We start from the raw sequence: 15820 nt of genomic DNA, 5'->3' as shown, positions 1-15820 counted from the left end.
GCAGGTTGGGTGCGATTCCATACGATTGGGTTGAGCATGCCCCCTGATCGGGGTCGGTCAGCGGAAGCGGTTCTTCCACTCGCGCATCAGCGAAAAAGCGGCAAGCCGGTCCGGCACCGTTTCGTGCAGCGCTTCGGTGAGTGCGGCCTGCACCGCCGTATCGCCTGCGCGCAGGAAAGGATTGACGGCGCGCTCGTGCGCGATCGTGGTGGGCAAGGTCGGCACGCCGCGCTCGCGCAGCGCCGCCGCCTCGCGGCTCCAGTCGTGCAACGCGGCGTTTGCCGGATCGCAGGCGAGCGCGAAGCGGATGTTCGAGAGCGTGTATTCGTGTGCGCAATGCACGTGGGTGTTGCCGGGAAGCGCCGCCAGCGCATCGAGCGAGGCGAGCATCTGCGCGGGCGTGCCTTCGAAGAGGCGACCGCAGCCGCAGGCGAACAGCGTGTCGCCGCAGAACACATGTGGCGTGCCGGTCGAGTCGGCGGGCTGGAAATACGCAATATGGCCGCGCGTGTGACCGGGTACGTCGATCACCGTGAAGTCGAGCGCGGGCGCGTCCAGATGAACGGCGTCGCCGCCCTTCACGCGCGTGACGAACGGATCGAGCGGCCCGAGCGCCTCGCCGGCCGGACCGTAGACGGGCACCTGGGCGTCGGCGAGCAGGTCCGCCACACCGCCGACATGGTCCTTGTGGTGATGGGTGAGTAAAATAGCGACGAGCCGCCAGCCGCGCTTCGCCAGACAGGCGCGAACCGGCGCGGCGTCGCCCGGATCGACGGCCACGGCATTGCAACCGTCCGACACGACCCAGATGTAATTGTCTTCAAAAGCCGGAACCGGTACGTATTCGCACGCGGCGCGCGCAGGCGTTTGCTCAAGCGGACTCTTCATGGGGCGACGTATTCTTCGACATGTCTGACCGAACGATTATAGACTGGCCCGCCTGGACTGCCTCGCCTGCCGGAAGGTACGTGCTCGGCTGGGAGCAGGAACAGCTCGACCGCGTGGTATCGAACGTATTCGGCTACCATGCGCTGCAGCTCGGCCTGCCGCAGCTCGATGCCCTGCGCGAAAACCGCATGCCGTGCCGCGGACTCGTGCTCGACGCCGCGAGCGCCGCCAGCGCGCCCTACGCGGTGCCAGGCGGCGCGCGCGACGGCGCAGGCGCTGCCGGCGGCCAGCCGCTCCACGCGCCCGCCGGCCGCAGCGCCGTCTGGTGCGACTATCTCGATCTGCCGTTCGAAGCGCAGAGCGTCGATCTCATCGTGATGCCGCACACGCTCGAATTCACGAGCGACCCGCACCGCCTGCTGCGCGAGGCCGAACGCGTGCTGATGCCCGAAGGGCAGCTCGTGATCGTCGGCTTCAACTCGCTTTCGCTCTGGGGCGCGCGCCAGTCTGTCGCGAAGCGGACCGGCCATCCGTTTTTGCCCGCGCGGCAGGACCTGATCGCGTTCACACGTCTGAAGGACTGGATCAAGCTGCTCGGCTTCGAGCTTGAACGCGGACGCTTCGGCTGTTATCGTCCGCCGCTCGCGACCGACCAGTGGCTCGGCCGCTACGGCTTCATGGAAGCCGCCGGCGACCGCTGGTGGCCGATTTTCGGCGCCATCTACATGGTCACGGCGATCAAGCGCGTGCGCGGCATGCGCCTCGTCGGGCCGCTGAAGGTCAAGAAGCCCGTGCTGGCGGCAAGTCTGAAGCCGGCCGCCACCACCCCTTCCCCAACACGCAACAAGGACACATGAGCACACCCGACTTCGTCGAAATCTTCACGGACGGTGCCTGCAAGGGCAACCCCGGCCCGGGCGGCTGGGGCGCGCTGCTGCGCTTCGGTGCGCAGGAAAAGGAACTGTTCGGCGGCGAGGCCGGCACGACCAACAACCGCATGGAGCTGATGGCGGTGATCGCCGCGCTCGACGCGCTCAAACGCCCCTGCAACGTGATCGTGCACACTGACTCGCAGTATGTGCAAAAAGGCATCAGCGAGTGGATTCACGGCTGGAAGAAGAAGAACTGGATGACGGCCGCCAAAACGCCGGTCAAGAACGACGACCTCTGGAAGCGTCTGGATGCGCTCGTCGCCCAGCACCAGATCGAATGGCGCTGGGTGAAGGGTCACGCCGGCCATCCGGAGAACGAGCGCGCCGACGCACTTGCGAACCGCGGCGTCGCCACGCTCGCGGAACTCTGAGTCCGCGCCGCGCGCGGGTCGGCAAGGTCTGACATCGCGTCCCGCATCACATCATCGAGCTTTACACGACATGCGCCAGATCATTCTCGATACCGAAACCACCGGCCTGAACGCCCGCACGGGCGACCGCATCATCGAAATCGGCTGCGTCGAGCTGGTGAACCGCCGGCTCACCGGCAAGAACCTGCACTTCTACGTGAACCCGGAACGCGACAGCGACCCAGGCGCGCTCGCGGTGCACGGCCTCACGACCGAGTTTCTCTCCGACAAGCCGAAATTCGCCGAGGTCGCAGGCGAAATTCTCGACTTCGTGCGCGGCGCGGACATCATCATCCACAACGCGCCGTTCGACATCGGCTTTCTCGATGCCGAACTCACGCTGCTCGGCAAACCTCCGTTCAGGGAGCATTGCGGCGAAGTGATCGACACGCTCGTGCAGGCCAAGCAGATCTTCCCCGGCAAGCGCAACTCGCTCGACGCGCTGTGCGACCGCTTCGGCATCAGCAACGCGCACCGCACGCTGCACGGCGCACTGCTCGACTCGGAACTGCTCGCCGAGGTCTATCTCGCGATGACGCGCGGCCAGGAGAGCCTCGTCATCGACATGCTCGGGGAAGGCGCCGCGCCGGGCGCGGCGGCCGCGCCGCGCGTACGGTTGGAGGCGATCGAGTTGCCGGTGATCATGGCAAGCGGCGAGGAACTCTCTGCGCACAACGCCGTGCTCGACGATCTCGACAAGGCGCTCAAGGGAACGTCCGTGTGGCGCGCCAAGCCCGTCCCGGCGGAAGAAAAAACAGCTGATACGCAGAATGCTTAAAAAAGGGCTTTACAAGATCGGAAAAGACCCGCATAATTTAAATCTCTTCGGGTGGTTAGCTCAGCGGTAGAGCACTGCCTTCACACGGCAGGGGTCACAGGTTCAATCCCTGTACCACCCACCAGAATTCCTGGTGTTGGTAATGACAAACACCGAAGAATAAAAAGCCTCGTTGCGAAAGCAACGAGGCTTTTTTGCTTTGCGCGATTCAAACCGATATCGCGTGCCCGGCAACTGGCGTGACGCCAGCTACGCACGCCACCGAAGGAAGCGCAATCTCACCGCGCTCCGCTACTCACCCCCATCGAGACCGATGCCGCGCGCCATGCCCGTCGCCGCGACCACCATCACGACGACCAGCACCGTCTGCCACGCGCCGATGCGCGCGTATTTCGGCGCGCGCGCGAGGTCGGGCACGTCGCCGCGGCGCACGGCGAGGCGCCAGCGCAGCAGCGCCATCATCGGCGCGATCTCGAGCAGCAGGATCAGCACGAGCGCTCCCATCTTCACGTGAAAGAGCGGTTCGTGGAGATAGTACGCAGCGCCCTTCTCGAAGCCGCCAAACGCGCGCATCGCGCCAGTGGCAATCAGCACGAGCGCCGAGCCGCCCCAACCGTTGTCGGCGCTGAAGATTGCGGGCAGATCCTCGGTCGAGGTGCAACGGCGCAGTCCGCGCGTGCGCCTCAGGATCGATGCGAGCGCAAAACCGAAGGCGAGCAGATGAACGGCGGCGAACAACCAGCGTGTGAGCATTGCGACTCCTTCGAGCGAACGACAGGAACAGCACGCAAAAGCGAACCGGGCTCGATCGGGCTCAAGCCCGGGCGCGGCGTACGTAAAGCACGCGGGCGACGGCGGGCGCGTCAGACCTGCTTCAGCGCCGCATCGAGCGCGCGCGCGGCCGTGCGGTCGCCCTCGGAGGCAAGCGGCACGCGAAACACGGTCTGGCGATTGTGGCCCGCCGCAGCCGGCGAGTCCCACAGCAATTCGATCTTCGGCCGACGCGCGGGCTTGCCGGCATGTGCGGACGCCGCAGCCGGTCGCGGCGCGGCGTTCGCGCTTCGCTCGGGCGTCGCAGCGGGCGACTCGACGGGCTGCGCCGCGGCGGGATCAGGGGAATCCATGGCGGGGGTGACCGGCTCGGCAACACCAGCGGCGGTCACGGGATCGCCGGACGGCTCCTGAGCCGGCGCGGGCAAGAGCGCGGGGACTGACGCGACCGCCCCTCTCTGATGCGCCCCGAAAGGCCACCGAACCGACAATTCGCGCGCGTCGTACTGCCCGACCTTGCGGCTCTCCTGCCAGACGACGGTCGTGCGCGTAACGGCATCGATCGACACGGCGAAGCGCCCGATCGCGAAGCGGCGCGCCGCGATGTTGGTGCGCCAGAGCGCGCGCGGCCGGCAGATCCAGACCACGGCCGCGTAGAGCGCGGGCGCGGCGACGAGCCAGCCATTGGTGTCGGCCACGGTGTGGACGGTACGCCGCCAGCCCGCGGCCCAGACGAATGCCCCGATGGAGCCGATCGCGAACAGGAAGCCGAGCGCGCCGAAAACGCGCAACGCCTGGCGCAGCCACTGCGGCAGCGGGTGAAACGGCCGTTCGACGCGCGCCTTCGCGCCGGGCAATACGATCAGCAGGAACAGGAAGACGAGGTTCAGGCACGCCGCCGGCGACGACGCCATGCCTTCGAGCGCGGCGAGAAAATTCATCTGCGCCATGGAATGCAGCCAGCGCGCGAGAATCACGAGCCCGATCGCGCGCAACGCGAAGAGCGTCCCGGCACCGGGTACGGTGGCCGTGGGCGTCGGTCGGGTTCTCGCCAAGGGACTACTCCTGTGCTCTGTCATCGTGGTGGGCGCCGCGGATTTTACGGCACGGCCATTATAGGGACATTTAAGCAAGCACCTCACTCGCCGCCGCCTTGTCATTGCCCCGCCCCGCCACCCGCTGACGCATGTGACAGCGCCCCGGTGCACAGGCACCGGGGCGCTGGGGAAAAGCGGAGGGAAAACCGGGCGCGCCGTAACGCGCCCCTTCCCGTACAACCTTAACCGGCGGCGACTTCGCGCAGCACGGTGCGGCGCTTCTGGCGCAGCAGTTCTTCGTAGACGGCGACGTAGTTCTGCGCCATGACCTTCGACGAGAAGCGCGCTTCGAACGCACCGCGCACCTTCTCGCGCGGCAGCGTCGACAGACGCTTGACCGCCGCGACGGCGCTGATTTCGTCTTCGACGACGAAGCCCGACACGCCGTGCTCGATGACTTCCGGCACCGAGCCGCGCTTGAACGCGATCACCGGCGTGCCGCAGGCCATGGCTTCGATCATGACGAGGCCGAAGGGCTCCGGCCAGTCGATCGGGAACAGCAGCGCGTGCGCGTTGCCGAGGAACTCGGTCTTCTCCGCTTCGCTGATTTCGCCGATGTACTCGACGTGCGGCAGCGACATCAGCGGCTTGATGACTTCCTCGTAGTACGCGCGGTCAGCCTTGTCGAGCTTCGCGGCGACCTTGATCGGCATACCCGCCTTCCCGGCGATGCGGATGGCCGTGTCGAGGCGCTTCTCCGGCGAGATACGGCCGAGGAACGCGAGGTAGCTGGGCTTCACGTCCGGAATCGGCTTGAGCAGGTTTTCCGGCAGGCCGTGGTAGACGGTCTGCTGCCAGTTCGCCTGTTGCAGCGGAATGCGCTGATTGTCCGAGATCGACACGACCGGCACGTCGTTGAACGCATTGAAGACCGGCTGCAGTTCGGGCAGATCGAGACGGCCGTGCATGGTCGTCACGAACGGCACCGGCTGGCGCTGGAACAGCGAGAACGGGTAGTAGTCGATGTGGAAATGCAGCACGTCGAATTCGTCGGCGCGGCGGCGCACTTCTTCGAGCAGCAGCATGTGCGGGGCCATCACGTCGCGAATCGTCGGGTCGAGGCGCAACGCCTGCGGCCAGAATGCTTCGAGCTTTGCCGAGGTGACCGAATCGCCGCTCGCGAAGAGGGTGACGTCGTGGCCCTGTTCGACCAGCGCTTCGGTCAGGTAGGAGACCACCCGTTCCGTGCCGCCGTACAGCTTGGGAGGAACCGCCTCGTGCAACGGAGCGATTTGAGCGATTCGCATAGTGGTGAACTCCTTCCTCGTAATAAATCGGGCAAAAGACTGCAAATTTGACAATCGACCTAGGCAGGCTGCGGCTTCCTTGTCGCCACGCGCCGTACAGGCGTTCCGTACCGCTAACCGCGCCGGGAAACCGGACGCAGATCCGGCGCAGTTGTGAAGTGGCAAGAGCGCACACGCGGCGGTTCAGGCCTTAAACGCGCAGGGGTCGCGGTCGTTGACACACAAGCTGTCAAATTCCCTACGTCGTTCGAGTCGGCATTATCCCGGTCTGGGGAAATTGCCGGCCGGATCATTTCAAAGTCTTTACGTTGTTACAAACCGGAAACATTCCGCAACCCATTGTTTTCCAACAAAGTTCTAGATTAGGTGCTGCACTGCGGAAAACAACCGCGCGTTTGTCGCGCGAAGGACGAGCATGGCTCATTCCGTCTTCCCGGCATGAATCCGCGGCCGGCGCTTACCAACGGGCACAGCGCCGTTCCGAATGCAATCCGTAATTCTATCTCTAAAACGGTCCGGGATTCCGCTTGAACCTCTGCTGCAACACCGTGTCCGCCATCCGTATCCCGGGCGTCCATGTCGCGATATGATGCGCGTCCGCCGGGCACAGGCGGTGCGCCTCGTGCGATGGGTGTTTACAATGCGGGAAGTCCGCCTTCGTTGCCGCGCGCCTGAAGCCGTTCGTCGCCGTTGCGCGCCTTCTTACTTCTTTGAACTTGAACGGACGAAGTTCCGTCAGACCGACCACCGATCAATTTGGAACATCTGACCATCGCCCAGCGTAACGCCCACAACGCAAAGCTCGCGAGCTATGCGCGGCGGCCGCTCGCGTTCCTTTTCCGCTACATCAAGCGCCATCCCCTCGCCCACGCGATCGTGCTCGCCAGCGTATTCGCGGCCGTCGCCTGCGCGCTTGCGTCGCAGTACGCCATCAAGCATCTGATCGACGTGCTCGGCGAGGGCCGGCACCATCCGGGGCCGCTCTGGACCGCGTTCGCCATCCTCGTCGGCCTGATTGCCGCCGACAACCTGCTCTGGCGGGTCGGCGGCTGGTTCGCGGCCCATACCTTCGTCACCGTCACGGGCGACCTGCGGCGCGACCTGTTCCAGTATCTGACCGGTCATTCGCCCAGTTACTACGCCGAAAAGCAGCCCGGCACGCTCGCGAGCCGCATCACGGCGACCTCGAACGCCGTCTACACGGCCGAGAACACCACCGCCTGGAACGTGCTGCCGCCTTGCATCGCCGTGGCCGGCGCGATCGTCATGATCATTTCGGTCAATCCGCTCATGGCGGGCGGCCTGCTGCTCTGCTCGGCGATCCTCTCGGTGATCCTCTTCAAGCTGGCCGGGCGCGGCTCGTCGCGTCACCACACCTTTGCGTCCAAGGCGGCCGCGGTGGACGGCGAACTCGTCGACGTGATCGGCAACATGGCGCTCGTGCGCGCCTTCGGCATGACGTTCCGAGAGCAAAAACGCTTTCGCGCGACCGTCAAAGCCGAACTCGATGCGCGCCGCTCGAGCCTGCTCTACCTCGAGAAGCTGCGCCTGCTGCACGCCGTGATCACGGCCATGCTGTCGGCCGGTCTGCTCGGCTGGGCGCTGTGGCTGTGGGACCAGGGCAAGGCGACCTCGGGCGACATCGTGCTGGTGAGCTCGCTCGGCTTCACGATCCTGCACGGCACGCGCGACCTCGCCGTGGCGCTCGTGGACGTGACCCAGCACGTCGCGCGCCTCGCCGAGGCGGTGCAGACCCTGCTGGAGCCGCACGGCATGCCCGACCGCGACGACGCCACGGAACTCGTGGCTCAGGGCGGGCGCGTCGATTTCGAGGGCGTGACCTTCGCCTATCCGCACCGCAAGCCGATCCTCGACCACTTCGACCTGCGCATCGAAGCCGGCCAGCGCGTGGGCCTGATCGGCAAGTCGGGCGCGGGCAAGACCACGGTGCTCGCGCTGCTCCAGCACTTCTACGAGACCCAGGGCGGCGCCATCAAGATCGACGGACAGGACATCGCGCGCGTGACCCAGGACAGCCTGCGCCATGCCATCGCGCTCGTGCCGCAGGACATCTCACTCCTGCACCGCACGGTCTACGAAAACATTGCCTACGGCCGCCCCGAGGCGAGCCGCGAGGAAGTGCTCACCGCGGCGCGCGAGGCACGCTGCGCCGACTTCATCGAGGCGATGCCCGAAGGCTACGACACGATCGTGGGCGACCGCGGCGTGAAGTTGTCGGGCGGCCAGCGCCAGCGCGTCGCCATCGCGCGCGCAATCCTCAAGAATTCGCCGATCCTGCTGCTCGACGAAGCCACCTCCGCGCTCGACAGCGCCTCCGAAGAGGCCATCCAGCAGGCGCTGGACCGGCTGATGGTGGGCCGCACGGTCATCGCGATCGCGCACCGTCTCTCGACGCTGCACAACTTCGACCGCATCATCGTGATGAGCGCGGGCAAGGTGATCGACGACGGCAGCCCCGAAGAGCTGCGCAACCGCCCGGGCCTCTATCGCGACCTCCTTGCCAAGCAATATGGCAAGCCGTCCACGCTGCATCTGGGCAACAAGAAGGCCGACGAAAAGCACGTCGCCTGACATACGCCGCGCCGCGCAAACCAAAAAGCCGCTTCAGCCAGTCGACCGAAGCGGCTTTTTTCTGCCCGGCGCCGTTGCCGCGCGCAGGGAGTTCTCGCGGTCAGCCCTGCGCGGGTTCGAGCGGCGGCAAAACCGCCCGTTGCCGCACGCTGACCTGGTTGAGATCGCGCATGAAGCGGTCGCGCCAGACCGAGACATTGTTCTCGCGCAACTGCGCCATCATGTCGGCGTAGCGCGCAAGGCGTTCCGCGAGCGGCATCGAAAGCGCGGCGTTGAGCGCGTCGGCCATGCCGTCGATATCGAGCGGGTTGACGATCAGCGCCCCCGATAGCTCCTGCGCCGCGCCGGCAAAGCGCGAGAGCACGAGCACGCCCGGATTTTCCGGATCCTGCGCCGAAACATATTCCTTGGCGACGAGGTTCATGCCGTCGCGTAACGGCGTGACATAGCCCACGTGCGAGGCGCGGAACAGCGCGGCCAGCACCGCGCGCTCGTACTGACGATGGATGTACCAGATCGGCGTCCAGTCGAGCTCCGCGTAACGACCGTTGATGCGCCCGGACTCGGCCTCGAGCCGCAGCCGGATGTCCTGATACGCGTGCAGATCGGCGCGCGTGGGCGGCGCGATCTGCACGAACGAAACCTTGTTGCGCTGCGCCGGCGCCTGGTCGAGCAGGCGCTCGAAAGCGCGAAAGCGCTCCACGAGCCCCTTCGAATAATCGAGCCGGTCCACGCTCATGATGACCTTGCGACCGTGCAGCGTGGCCTTGAGCGTGCGCACCGGCTTGCCGCGCTCGCCGGCTCTGGCGAGTTCCGCGATTTCGTCGGGATAGACGCCGATCGGGTAATCGCCCGCGCAGAGCGTCTGCCCGAATGCCTCGATGCGCGTGAGGCCATCGGGCCGCGTCGTGGTCGTTCCGCCCGCCTCGTTCGCGATGTAGTCGCAGAAGGCGCGCAGATCGGGCTTCGTCTGAAAGCCGAGCAGATCGAACGAACACAGCGCCTGCACCAGTTCGCGGTGCGGCGGCACCGCCAGCAGCACCTGCGAGGCCGGAAACGGAATGTGCAGGAAGAAGCCGATGCGGTTTTTCACGCCCGACGCGCGCAGTGCCTGGGCGAACGGAATCAGGTGATAGTCGTGAACCCAGATCACGTCGTCTTCGCGCAGTAGCGGCACGAGCTGCTGCGCGAGCCACGCGTTCACGCGGCTATAGCCTTCGTATTCGTGACGGTCGTACTGGACGAGATCGGCGCGGTAGTGAAACGCGGGCCAGAGCGTGGCGTTCGAAAAACCGCGGTAATACTGGTCGTAGTCGCGGCGCAACAGGCCGATGGTCGCGAAGGTCACGGGGCCGCGCTCCTCGAGCGCGATCTGCGGCTGGCCGGCAGTCAGGACCTCGCCGCTCCAGCCAAACCACATGCCGCCGGTTTCCTTGAGCGCGTCGTAGACGCCGACCGCGAGGCCGCCCGCGGCCGGACCGCCTTCGGAAATCGGCGCGACGCGGTTCGACACAATGATCAATCGGCTCATGAGATGCGGGATCCGTGCGGAAAATCAGGAAGGTACGGCTCGCGCGCGGGGGCGCCGCGCGGCGGGTAATCGGCGGGGATGAAACGAAGCATGCGCGCGGTCACCGGACGCCGGGCATGGCCGCGACGAGCGACGCGAGCCAGCCGAGCAGCGCCTGAACCGAGTCGACGCGCATCTGTGCGATGGTGTCGCCGCCGCCGACCTTGATCGACATCCCGCCCTGAGCGTTGACGACGGTGAAACCCTTCTCGTCGGTCAGATCGTCGCCGGCGAACACGGGGCGGCGGCCCGCGAACGGCGGCTCGTCGAGAAAGGCGCGCAGCGCGCGGCCCTTGTCGACGTCCTTCGGCTTGATCTCGTACACCATCTTGCCGGGCTGCAGCACGTAGGCGTCGGCGTAATCGGCGGCGAGGCGCTCGGTCGCCGCGCGCGCGGTGCCCTCGTGGTCGGGCGCGTTGCGATAGTGGAGCGCGAGCGACGCGCCCTTGATCTCGAGCAGCATGCCCGGATGCGTGCGCACCACCTCCGCGAGCACCTGCTCCATGTGCAGCAAGCGCTGGTCGTTAAAGCCGATACGTTGCGTGTCGCCGTTGGCGTCGCGCCGTTCGGCGCCGTGCAGACCCGCGACGGGCAGATCGGGCATGCCGAGAAAGCCGTCGATACTGTCGATGCCGCGCCCCGAGACGATCGCCACCGCGCCATGCGTCGCGCGCCGCAGCTCGCGCAGCAGCGCGAGCATGTCGGGACGCACGAGCACGCCGTCGGGCGTGGGCGCGAGATCGACGAGCGTGCCGTCGAAATCGAAGAAAAATGCCGTCTGTTCAGGCGGCAGGACTGCCGGAAGTGCTTGCATTACGGTCTTTTCACCCATCGGCCTGCTGGCCGGGTATGGCTCCGGGCGGTTCAGACGCCGGAGAAAGTGTGCGAATCTTACCGCGCCTTCAGCCGATTATCGAGAAAGTAAGGGGTGGAGCCGTCAGGAAGGGCCGCCGTCGCCGACTCGTCGTACCCGTGGCCGACACCCGCGCTACGCCGCGACCTTCCTTCGCTGCGGCATATCGACGCGAACGGCACGCGCACTGGAGCGCTTGCGACGGGGCGGACCCAATTTTGCTACAGTCCCAGCGACAAGCCGAGCCTCTCGCCGGACGACGCGCGGCCACCATAATTCACCGAGTCGACGAGACAGCCTTTGTTCCCTTCCTTCGAGCCTTCGCTGAGCATGTTCCGCGCCCGCCTCGCCGGCGCGGCGCGGAACATGCGGCGGGCGGCGACCATGGCGGGCGCCGTGCTGCTCTGCGCTTGCTCGCACTCGTCCGGGCCGTGGCAGTTGACGAACGTGACCGGTCACCTGCCCGACCTCGACTTCGCGCTCACGGCCGACAATGGCCAGCCAGTGACCGGCGCCAGCTTTCGCGGGCGCACGACGCTCGTCTATTTCGGCTACACGCATTGCCCCGATGTCTGCCCGGAAACGATGGCGCGCCTGATGCAGGTCATAGCGGAACTGGGCCCCGACGCCCGCGGCGTACGGATACTCTTCATCAGCGTCGATCCCGCGCGCGACACGCCGCAGGCGCTGCATGCCTACGTCGGCGCGTTCGATGCGCAGCATGCGCGCGGTCTGACCGGTACCGCTGCGCAAATCGAGTCCCTCGCAAAGCGCTACCGCGTGGCCTACCAGATGGAAAAGCGCGATCCCGACGGCAGCTACGAAGTCACGCACAGCTCGGCCGTCTATGTCTTCGACGCACAGGGCCATGCGCGCCTGCTAGCCACCGACCACGACACACCGGACGCGATCGCACACGACGTGCGCCGCGTCATAAACGACAAGACGTGAACGCATGGGGACTCGACGGTCCAACTTCGAGTCTTTCGAGTCTTATTCGCAACAGGCAACGCAACAGGAAACCTCATGACGAAGAACTTCAAATCGCTTACCGTCTCTCTCGGCTGCGTATTCGGCACCCTCGCCGCTTTTGCACCCGCCGCGCACGCCGCCGGCGCGCTGAGCGCGCAAGACGCCTGGGTGCGCTGGCTGCCCAACGATCTGCCGGCCGCGGGCTATGTGACGCTCAAGAACGAAGGCGACCAGCCGGTCAACCTGGTGGGCGTCTCCAGCGACGCCTACGGCATGGTGATGCTGCATCAGACGGTCTCGAACGGCTCGACGCAAAAAATGGTAATGGTGGACAAAGCGACGGTGCCGGCGCACGGCACGCTCGCGATCGCGCCGGGCGGCTATCACCTGATGCTGGAAAAGGCGAAGCACAAGATCGCGCCCGGCGACACGGTGAATGTGAAGCTGCAGTTTTCGGACGGCGAGACGCTGGAAACGCCGTTTGCGGTGAAGTCGCCTTCTGGGCAGTGATGTGACGGCGCGCGAATGCGGTGTGGTTGCGCGCAAGCACGTCGAACCCGATGCCAGGCCCGCGATGAACCCGATGCCAGGCCCGCGATGAACCCGATGCCAAACCCGCGATGAACCCGCTCTACTGGCTCGAACCCTGGGAGCCCTCGCCGACCGTCGTGATCTGCGTGTTGATTGCGGCGGTTCTGTTCGTGCGCGGCAAGCGGCATGCGCGGATTTCGCTCGCGCGGCAGATTTCGTTCTGGTTCGGGCTCGGCGCGCTCTACGTCGTGCTGCATACGCGGCTCGACTATTTCTTCGAGCACGAGTTCTTCATGCATCGGGCGCAGCATCTGGTGCTGCATCACCTCGGGCCGTTCTTCATCGCGCTCGCCTATCCCGGCGCGGCGCTGCGCGCGGGCATTCCGTTCGCATGGCGGCAGCGCTTCGTGGGGCCCGCGCTCGCCGCGCGGCCCGTGCGCGTGGCGCTCGACGTCGTCATGCATCCCGTCGTCGCGGTAACGCTCTTCGTCGGGCTCATCTACTTCTGGCTCTTTTCGCCGGTTCACCTCCTCGCGATGCTCGACTGGCGCCTCTATCGCGTCATGAACTGGAGCATGGTGATCGACGGGCTGCTGTTCTGGTGGCTCGTGCTCGATTCGCGCCCGGCACCGCCCGCGCGCCTCTCGCCAGGCAAGCGTGTGCTCGTCGTGATCGCGGCGATTCCGCCGCAAATCGCGCTCGGCGCGTTCATCTTCTTCACGCCGCGCGAACTCTATCCCGTCTATTCGATTTGCGGCCGCGCGTTCACGTGGCTGTCGCCCATGCGCGACCAGCAGATCGGCGGCCTGCTGCTGTGGATTCCGGGATCGATGATGAGCGTTGTCGGCGCGTTAATCGCATTGCGCCACTGGATGCGGCTATCCGCACGCGGACGTCTGCAGCAGGACAGGCGTTCCGGCCTGCGCCCCGAGGATCGGGCACGCCGCAGGGAAGACCGCACGCTGCACACGTGAACCAAGGCGCGGCGTGCCGGGGCGCTGCGTTACGCCGAGCGCATCCACACGTGCGGAATGCCGTCCTCGTCGTGAATCTCGCCGATGGGCGCGAAACCAAATGCGCCGTAGAACTTTTGCAGATGTGCCTGGGCATGCAGCCGCATCGCCGCGTCCGGCCATTGGCGCGCGATCTGCGCGATGGCGCGTTCGAGCAGCGCGTTGCCCAGCTTGATGCCGCGATGGGCCGGCGCCGTCACCACACGGCCGATGCGCACGTCGGCGTTTTCCGCGTCGGGCAACAGCACGCGCAGATAGCCGGCCAGTTCACGCGCACCGTCGCGCTCGCTCCACGCGAACAGATGCCACGCGCCGACGTCGAGACCATCGATATCGCCATACACGCAATTCTGTTCGACGACGAACACGTCGGAGCGCAGCTTGAGCATGGCATAGGCCTCGCGCGCATCGAGCGCGTCGAAAGGTTTCCATTGCCAGTCGAATTGGGCCAGCGGCAAGGCGGGGAACTGCGCGGTCATGATCTGTGATTTCCGTCAAAACGTCGTGATTGGCCACGATTATGCCGTGCGACGCGCGCGCCACAAATCCGTCGACGGGCCGCGCTCACTTTCGCCGACGCGGCTGCGCGTACTTGCGCCAGTACTGGAACGGCGTCTCGTGCAGATCGAGATCGAGATCGACGATGCGCGCCTGCATGCTCGCCTGGGCATCGGCGATCGCCTTGTTGTAAACCGCTGGCGCGATCTCTTCGAGAAAAAAGCCAAGCAGCGCACCCGCCGCGACGTTGCCGATCGGCTCCTCCATGTCGGCGTCGAAATAGCGCTGGATGGATGCGATCGCCTCGGCGCGTGCGTCTTCGGGAAGTTCGATGGGCATGTCGGGAAACCGGAGAAGACCAGGAAGAAACGTCCCGCTATTTTGGACCACGTGCGCTGACGAGACTCGAAAACAGGCAAAAACCGGCTGCGCAAAAAACAAAAGCCACCCGAAGGTGGCTTTTGTTCTGCATCTGGAGGCGCGAGCCGGAGTCGAACCGGCCTACACGGCTTTGCAGGCCGCTGCATAACCGCTTTGCTATCGCGCCAAAAGCGGACTGACCGAACCAGGGAAAACGAGGCAAGCTGCTTGCCCCCACAACAACCGGTCAGATTTGTGCGGTGACCCGACACGTGAATCAGGGCCCGCCAAACAAAAAGGGAAGCGCTGCTTCCCCGTGGCATTTGGAGCGGGAGACGAGTCTCGAACTCGCGACCTCAACCTTGGCAAGGTTGCGCTCTACCAACTGAGCTACTCCCGCAAATGTCTTGCTCTTTTGCTGCTTCGGCGCCTCGTTTCCCAACCGCGAAAACGCCGCACCTCAAAATCTGGAGCGGGAGACGAGTCTCGAACTCGCGACCTCAACCTTGGCAAGGTTGCGCTCTACCAACTGAGCTACTCCCGCATATCCGCCTTGGACTTCGCCTAACTGGCACCTATCTTCGGCTATCTCTACCGCATCTGCTTGCTTGCTACTGCGTCGTGCAGCGGAGAAGTGAGATTATGTATAACCCGCTGAATCGTGTCAACCCCCTCGCGCCGATCTTTTTGAAAAAGATCCGTAGCCCCGGGTCACAAACTCCCGCGCTCGCGGATCTGCGGCCACGCGAGCTTCATGTAATAAAGCATCGACCAGATCGTGAGGAACGCCGCTACGTAGATGAGCCACGCGCCCCACACGCGCGAGTCGAAAAGCGTCACGCCGCCGAGCGTGAGCGGCGCGTAGAAGAGCAGCATGGGAATCGCGACCATTTGGCACGCTGTCTTGAACTTGCCGAGCGAATTCACGGCCACGCTCTTCGACGCGCCGATCTGCGCCATCCATTCGCGCAGCGCTGAGATGGCGATTTCGCGGCCGACGATCACGAGCGCGATCACGGCGTCGAGCCGCTGAAGGTGCACGAGCACGAGCAGCGCGGCCGTCACCATGAGCTTGTCCGCAACGGGATCGAGAAACGCGCCGAATGACGAAGTCTGATTCCACTTGCGCGCGAGAAAGCCGTCGAACCAGTCGGTAAGCGCTGCCAGCACGAAGATCAGCATCGCCGAGACGTCCTGCTGCATCGGGGTAAGCATCGTATGCGGCAGATAGAACACACCGACCACGAGCGGAATCAGCACGATCCGCAGCCAGGTCAGGAGAATCGGAATATTGAACGGCATCGGCTG

16 protein-coding genes and 4 tRNA genes are annotated in these 15820 nt (G+C 65.4%); 8 read left to right on the top strand and 12 right to left on the bottom strand.

Annotated features, from left to right (window positions below; genetic code table 11):
• Window positions 1–57: 57 nt before the first annotated feature.
• A complete protein-coding gene (gene gloB, locus BLU17_RS21510) occupies window positions 58–888 on the bottom strand; it encodes a hydroxyacylglutathione hydrolase (RefSeq protein WP_092000940.1) in 831 nt (276 codons plus the stop codon).
• 20 nt (window positions 889–908) lie between these two features.
• On the opposite strand from gloB, the gene BLU17_RS21505 reads away from it, so the two are divergent.
• From BLU17_RS21505 to BLU17_RS21490, 4 genes are all read left to right on the top strand, one after another.
• Window positions 909–1745, top strand: a complete 837-nt coding sequence (locus BLU17_RS21505) for a class I SAM-dependent methyltransferase (RefSeq protein ID WP_092000937.1) — start codon at window positions 909–911, stop codon at window positions 1743–1745.
• Window positions 1742–2191, top strand: a complete 450-nt coding sequence (gene rnhA, locus BLU17_RS21500; RefSeq protein ID WP_092000935.1) for a ribonuclease HI — start codon at window positions 1742–1744, stop codon at window positions 2189–2191. The genes BLU17_RS21505 and rnhA overlap by 4 nt, the downstream gene beginning before the upstream one ends.
• A gap of 28 nt (window positions 2192–2219) precedes the next feature.
• Complete coding sequence (gene dnaQ / locus BLU17_RS21495) at window positions 2220–3008, top strand: DNA polymerase III subunit epsilon (protein WP_281247852.1); 789 nt, start codon at window positions 2220–2222, stop codon at window positions 3006–3008.
• 49 nt (window positions 3009–3057) lie between these two features.
• Window positions 3058–3132: transfer RNA gene (locus BLU17_RS21490), tRNA-Val, on the top strand.
• A 167-nt stretch (window positions 3133–3299) separates the two neighbouring features.
• Here BLU17_RS21490 and BLU17_RS21485 read toward each other — a convergent pair.
• The 3 genes from BLU17_RS21485 to BLU17_RS21475 all read right to left on the bottom strand — a co-directional run bounded on the left by BLU17_RS21485 (window position 3300) and on the right by BLU17_RS21475 (window position 6123).
• On the bottom strand, window positions 3300–3761 hold the full coding sequence (locus tag BLU17_RS21485; protein WP_092000930.1) for a DUF2214 family protein: 462 nt from the start codon (window positions 3759–3761) through the stop codon (window positions 3300–3302).
• Window positions 3762–3871: 110 nt separating this feature from the next.
• Window positions 3872–4834, bottom strand: a complete 963-nt coding sequence (locus BLU17_RS21480) for a hypothetical protein (RefSeq protein WP_092000928.1) — start codon at window positions 4832–4834, stop codon at window positions 3872–3874.
• Between the two features lie 224 nt (window positions 4835–5058).
• The gene (locus BLU17_RS21475) at window positions 5059–6123 is read right to left on the bottom strand and encodes a glycosyltransferase family 4 protein (RefSeq protein ID WP_092000925.1); all 1065 of its coding nucleotides are present in this window, start codon (window positions 6121–6123) and stop codon (window positions 5059–5061) included.
• A gap of 756 nt (window positions 6124–6879) precedes the next feature.
• Between BLU17_RS21475 and BLU17_RS21470 the strand changes: the two genes are divergently transcribed.
• Window positions 6880–8715: an ABC transporter ATP-binding protein gene (locus tag BLU17_RS21470; protein ID WP_092000922.1), complete on the top strand. Its 1836-nt coding sequence runs from the start codon at window positions 6880–6882 to the stop codon at window positions 8713–8715.
• Between the two features lie 100 nt (window positions 8716–8815).
• Here BLU17_RS21470 and otsA read toward each other — a convergent pair whose 3' ends face one another.
• Together otsA and otsB are read right to left on the bottom strand one after the other, a co-directional pair.
• Complete coding sequence (gene otsA / locus BLU17_RS21465; protein WP_092000919.1) at window positions 8816–10246, bottom strand: alpha,alpha-trehalose-phosphate synthase (UDP-forming); 1431 nt, start codon at window positions 10244–10246, stop codon at window positions 8816–8818.
• A gap of 100 nt (window positions 10247–10346) precedes the next feature.
• Window positions 10347–11099, bottom strand: a complete 753-nt coding sequence (otsB, locus tag BLU17_RS21460; RefSeq protein WP_092001026.1) for a trehalose-phosphatase — start codon at window positions 11097–11099, stop codon at window positions 10347–10349.
• Between the two features lie 339 nt (window positions 11100–11438).
• On the opposite strand from otsB, the gene BLU17_RS21455 reads away from it, so the two are divergent.
• From BLU17_RS21455 to BLU17_RS21445, 3 genes are all read left to right on the top strand, one after another.
• Window positions 11439–12089, top strand: coding sequence for an SCO family protein (locus tag BLU17_RS21455; protein WP_425434125.1), 651 nt, complete (start codon window positions 11439–11441; stop codon window positions 12087–12089).
• Window positions 12090–12164: 75 nt separating this feature from the next.
• Window positions 12165–12620, top strand: coding sequence for a copper chaperone PCu(A)C (locus BLU17_RS21450; protein ID WP_092000913.1), 456 nt, complete (start codon window positions 12165–12167; stop codon window positions 12618–12620).
• Window positions 12621–12730: 110 nt separating this feature from the next.
• Window positions 12731–13615, top strand: a complete 885-nt coding sequence (locus tag BLU17_RS21445; RefSeq protein ID WP_092000911.1) for a cytochrome c oxidase assembly protein — start codon at window positions 12731–12733, stop codon at window positions 13613–13615.
• A 29-nt stretch (window positions 13616–13644) separates the two neighbouring features.
• Here BLU17_RS21445 and BLU17_RS21440 read toward each other — a convergent pair whose 3' ends face one another.
• The 6 genes from BLU17_RS21440 to pgsA all read right to left on the bottom strand — a co-directional run bounded on the left by BLU17_RS21440 (window position 13645) and on the right by pgsA (window position 15814).
• Window positions 13645–14133 carry a GNAT family N-acetyltransferase gene (locus tag BLU17_RS21440; RefSeq protein WP_092000907.1) on the bottom strand — a complete coding sequence of 163 codons (489 nt, stop codon included), beginning with the start codon at window positions 14131–14133 and terminating at the stop codon, window positions 13645–13647.
• Window positions 14134–14218: 85 nt separating this feature from the next.
• Window positions 14219–14491, bottom strand: a complete 273-nt coding sequence (locus tag BLU17_RS21435) for a DUF2164 domain-containing protein (RefSeq protein ID WP_092000904.1) — start codon at window positions 14489–14491, stop codon at window positions 14219–14221.
• Window positions 14492–14625: 134 nt separating this feature from the next.
• Window positions 14626–14699 (bottom strand) — tRNA-Cys (locus BLU17_RS21430).
• A 137-nt stretch (window positions 14700–14836) separates the two neighbouring features.
• Window positions 14837–14912, bottom strand: a tRNA-Gly gene (locus tag BLU17_RS21425).
• Window positions 14913–14980: 68 nt separating this feature from the next.
• Window positions 14981–15056 (bottom strand) — tRNA-Gly (locus tag BLU17_RS21420).
• A gap of 167 nt (window positions 15057–15223) precedes the next feature.
• Window positions 15224–15814, bottom strand: coding sequence for a CDP-diacylglycerol--glycerol-3-phosphate 3-phosphatidyltransferase (gene pgsA, locus BLU17_RS21415; protein WP_092000901.1), 591 nt, complete (start codon window positions 15812–15814; stop codon window positions 15224–15226).
• Between the last annotated feature and the right edge of the window lie 6 nt (window positions 15815–15820).

This window comes from Paraburkholderia lycopersici (genome assembly GCF_900096975.1).
Classification (GTDB): Bacteria; Pseudomonadota; Gammaproteobacteria; order Burkholderiales; family Burkholderiaceae; genus Paraburkholderia; species Paraburkholderia lycopersici.
The sequence above is the reverse complement of the archived record's forward strand: the minus strand, read 5'-3'. Positions and strand labels throughout refer to the sequence as shown.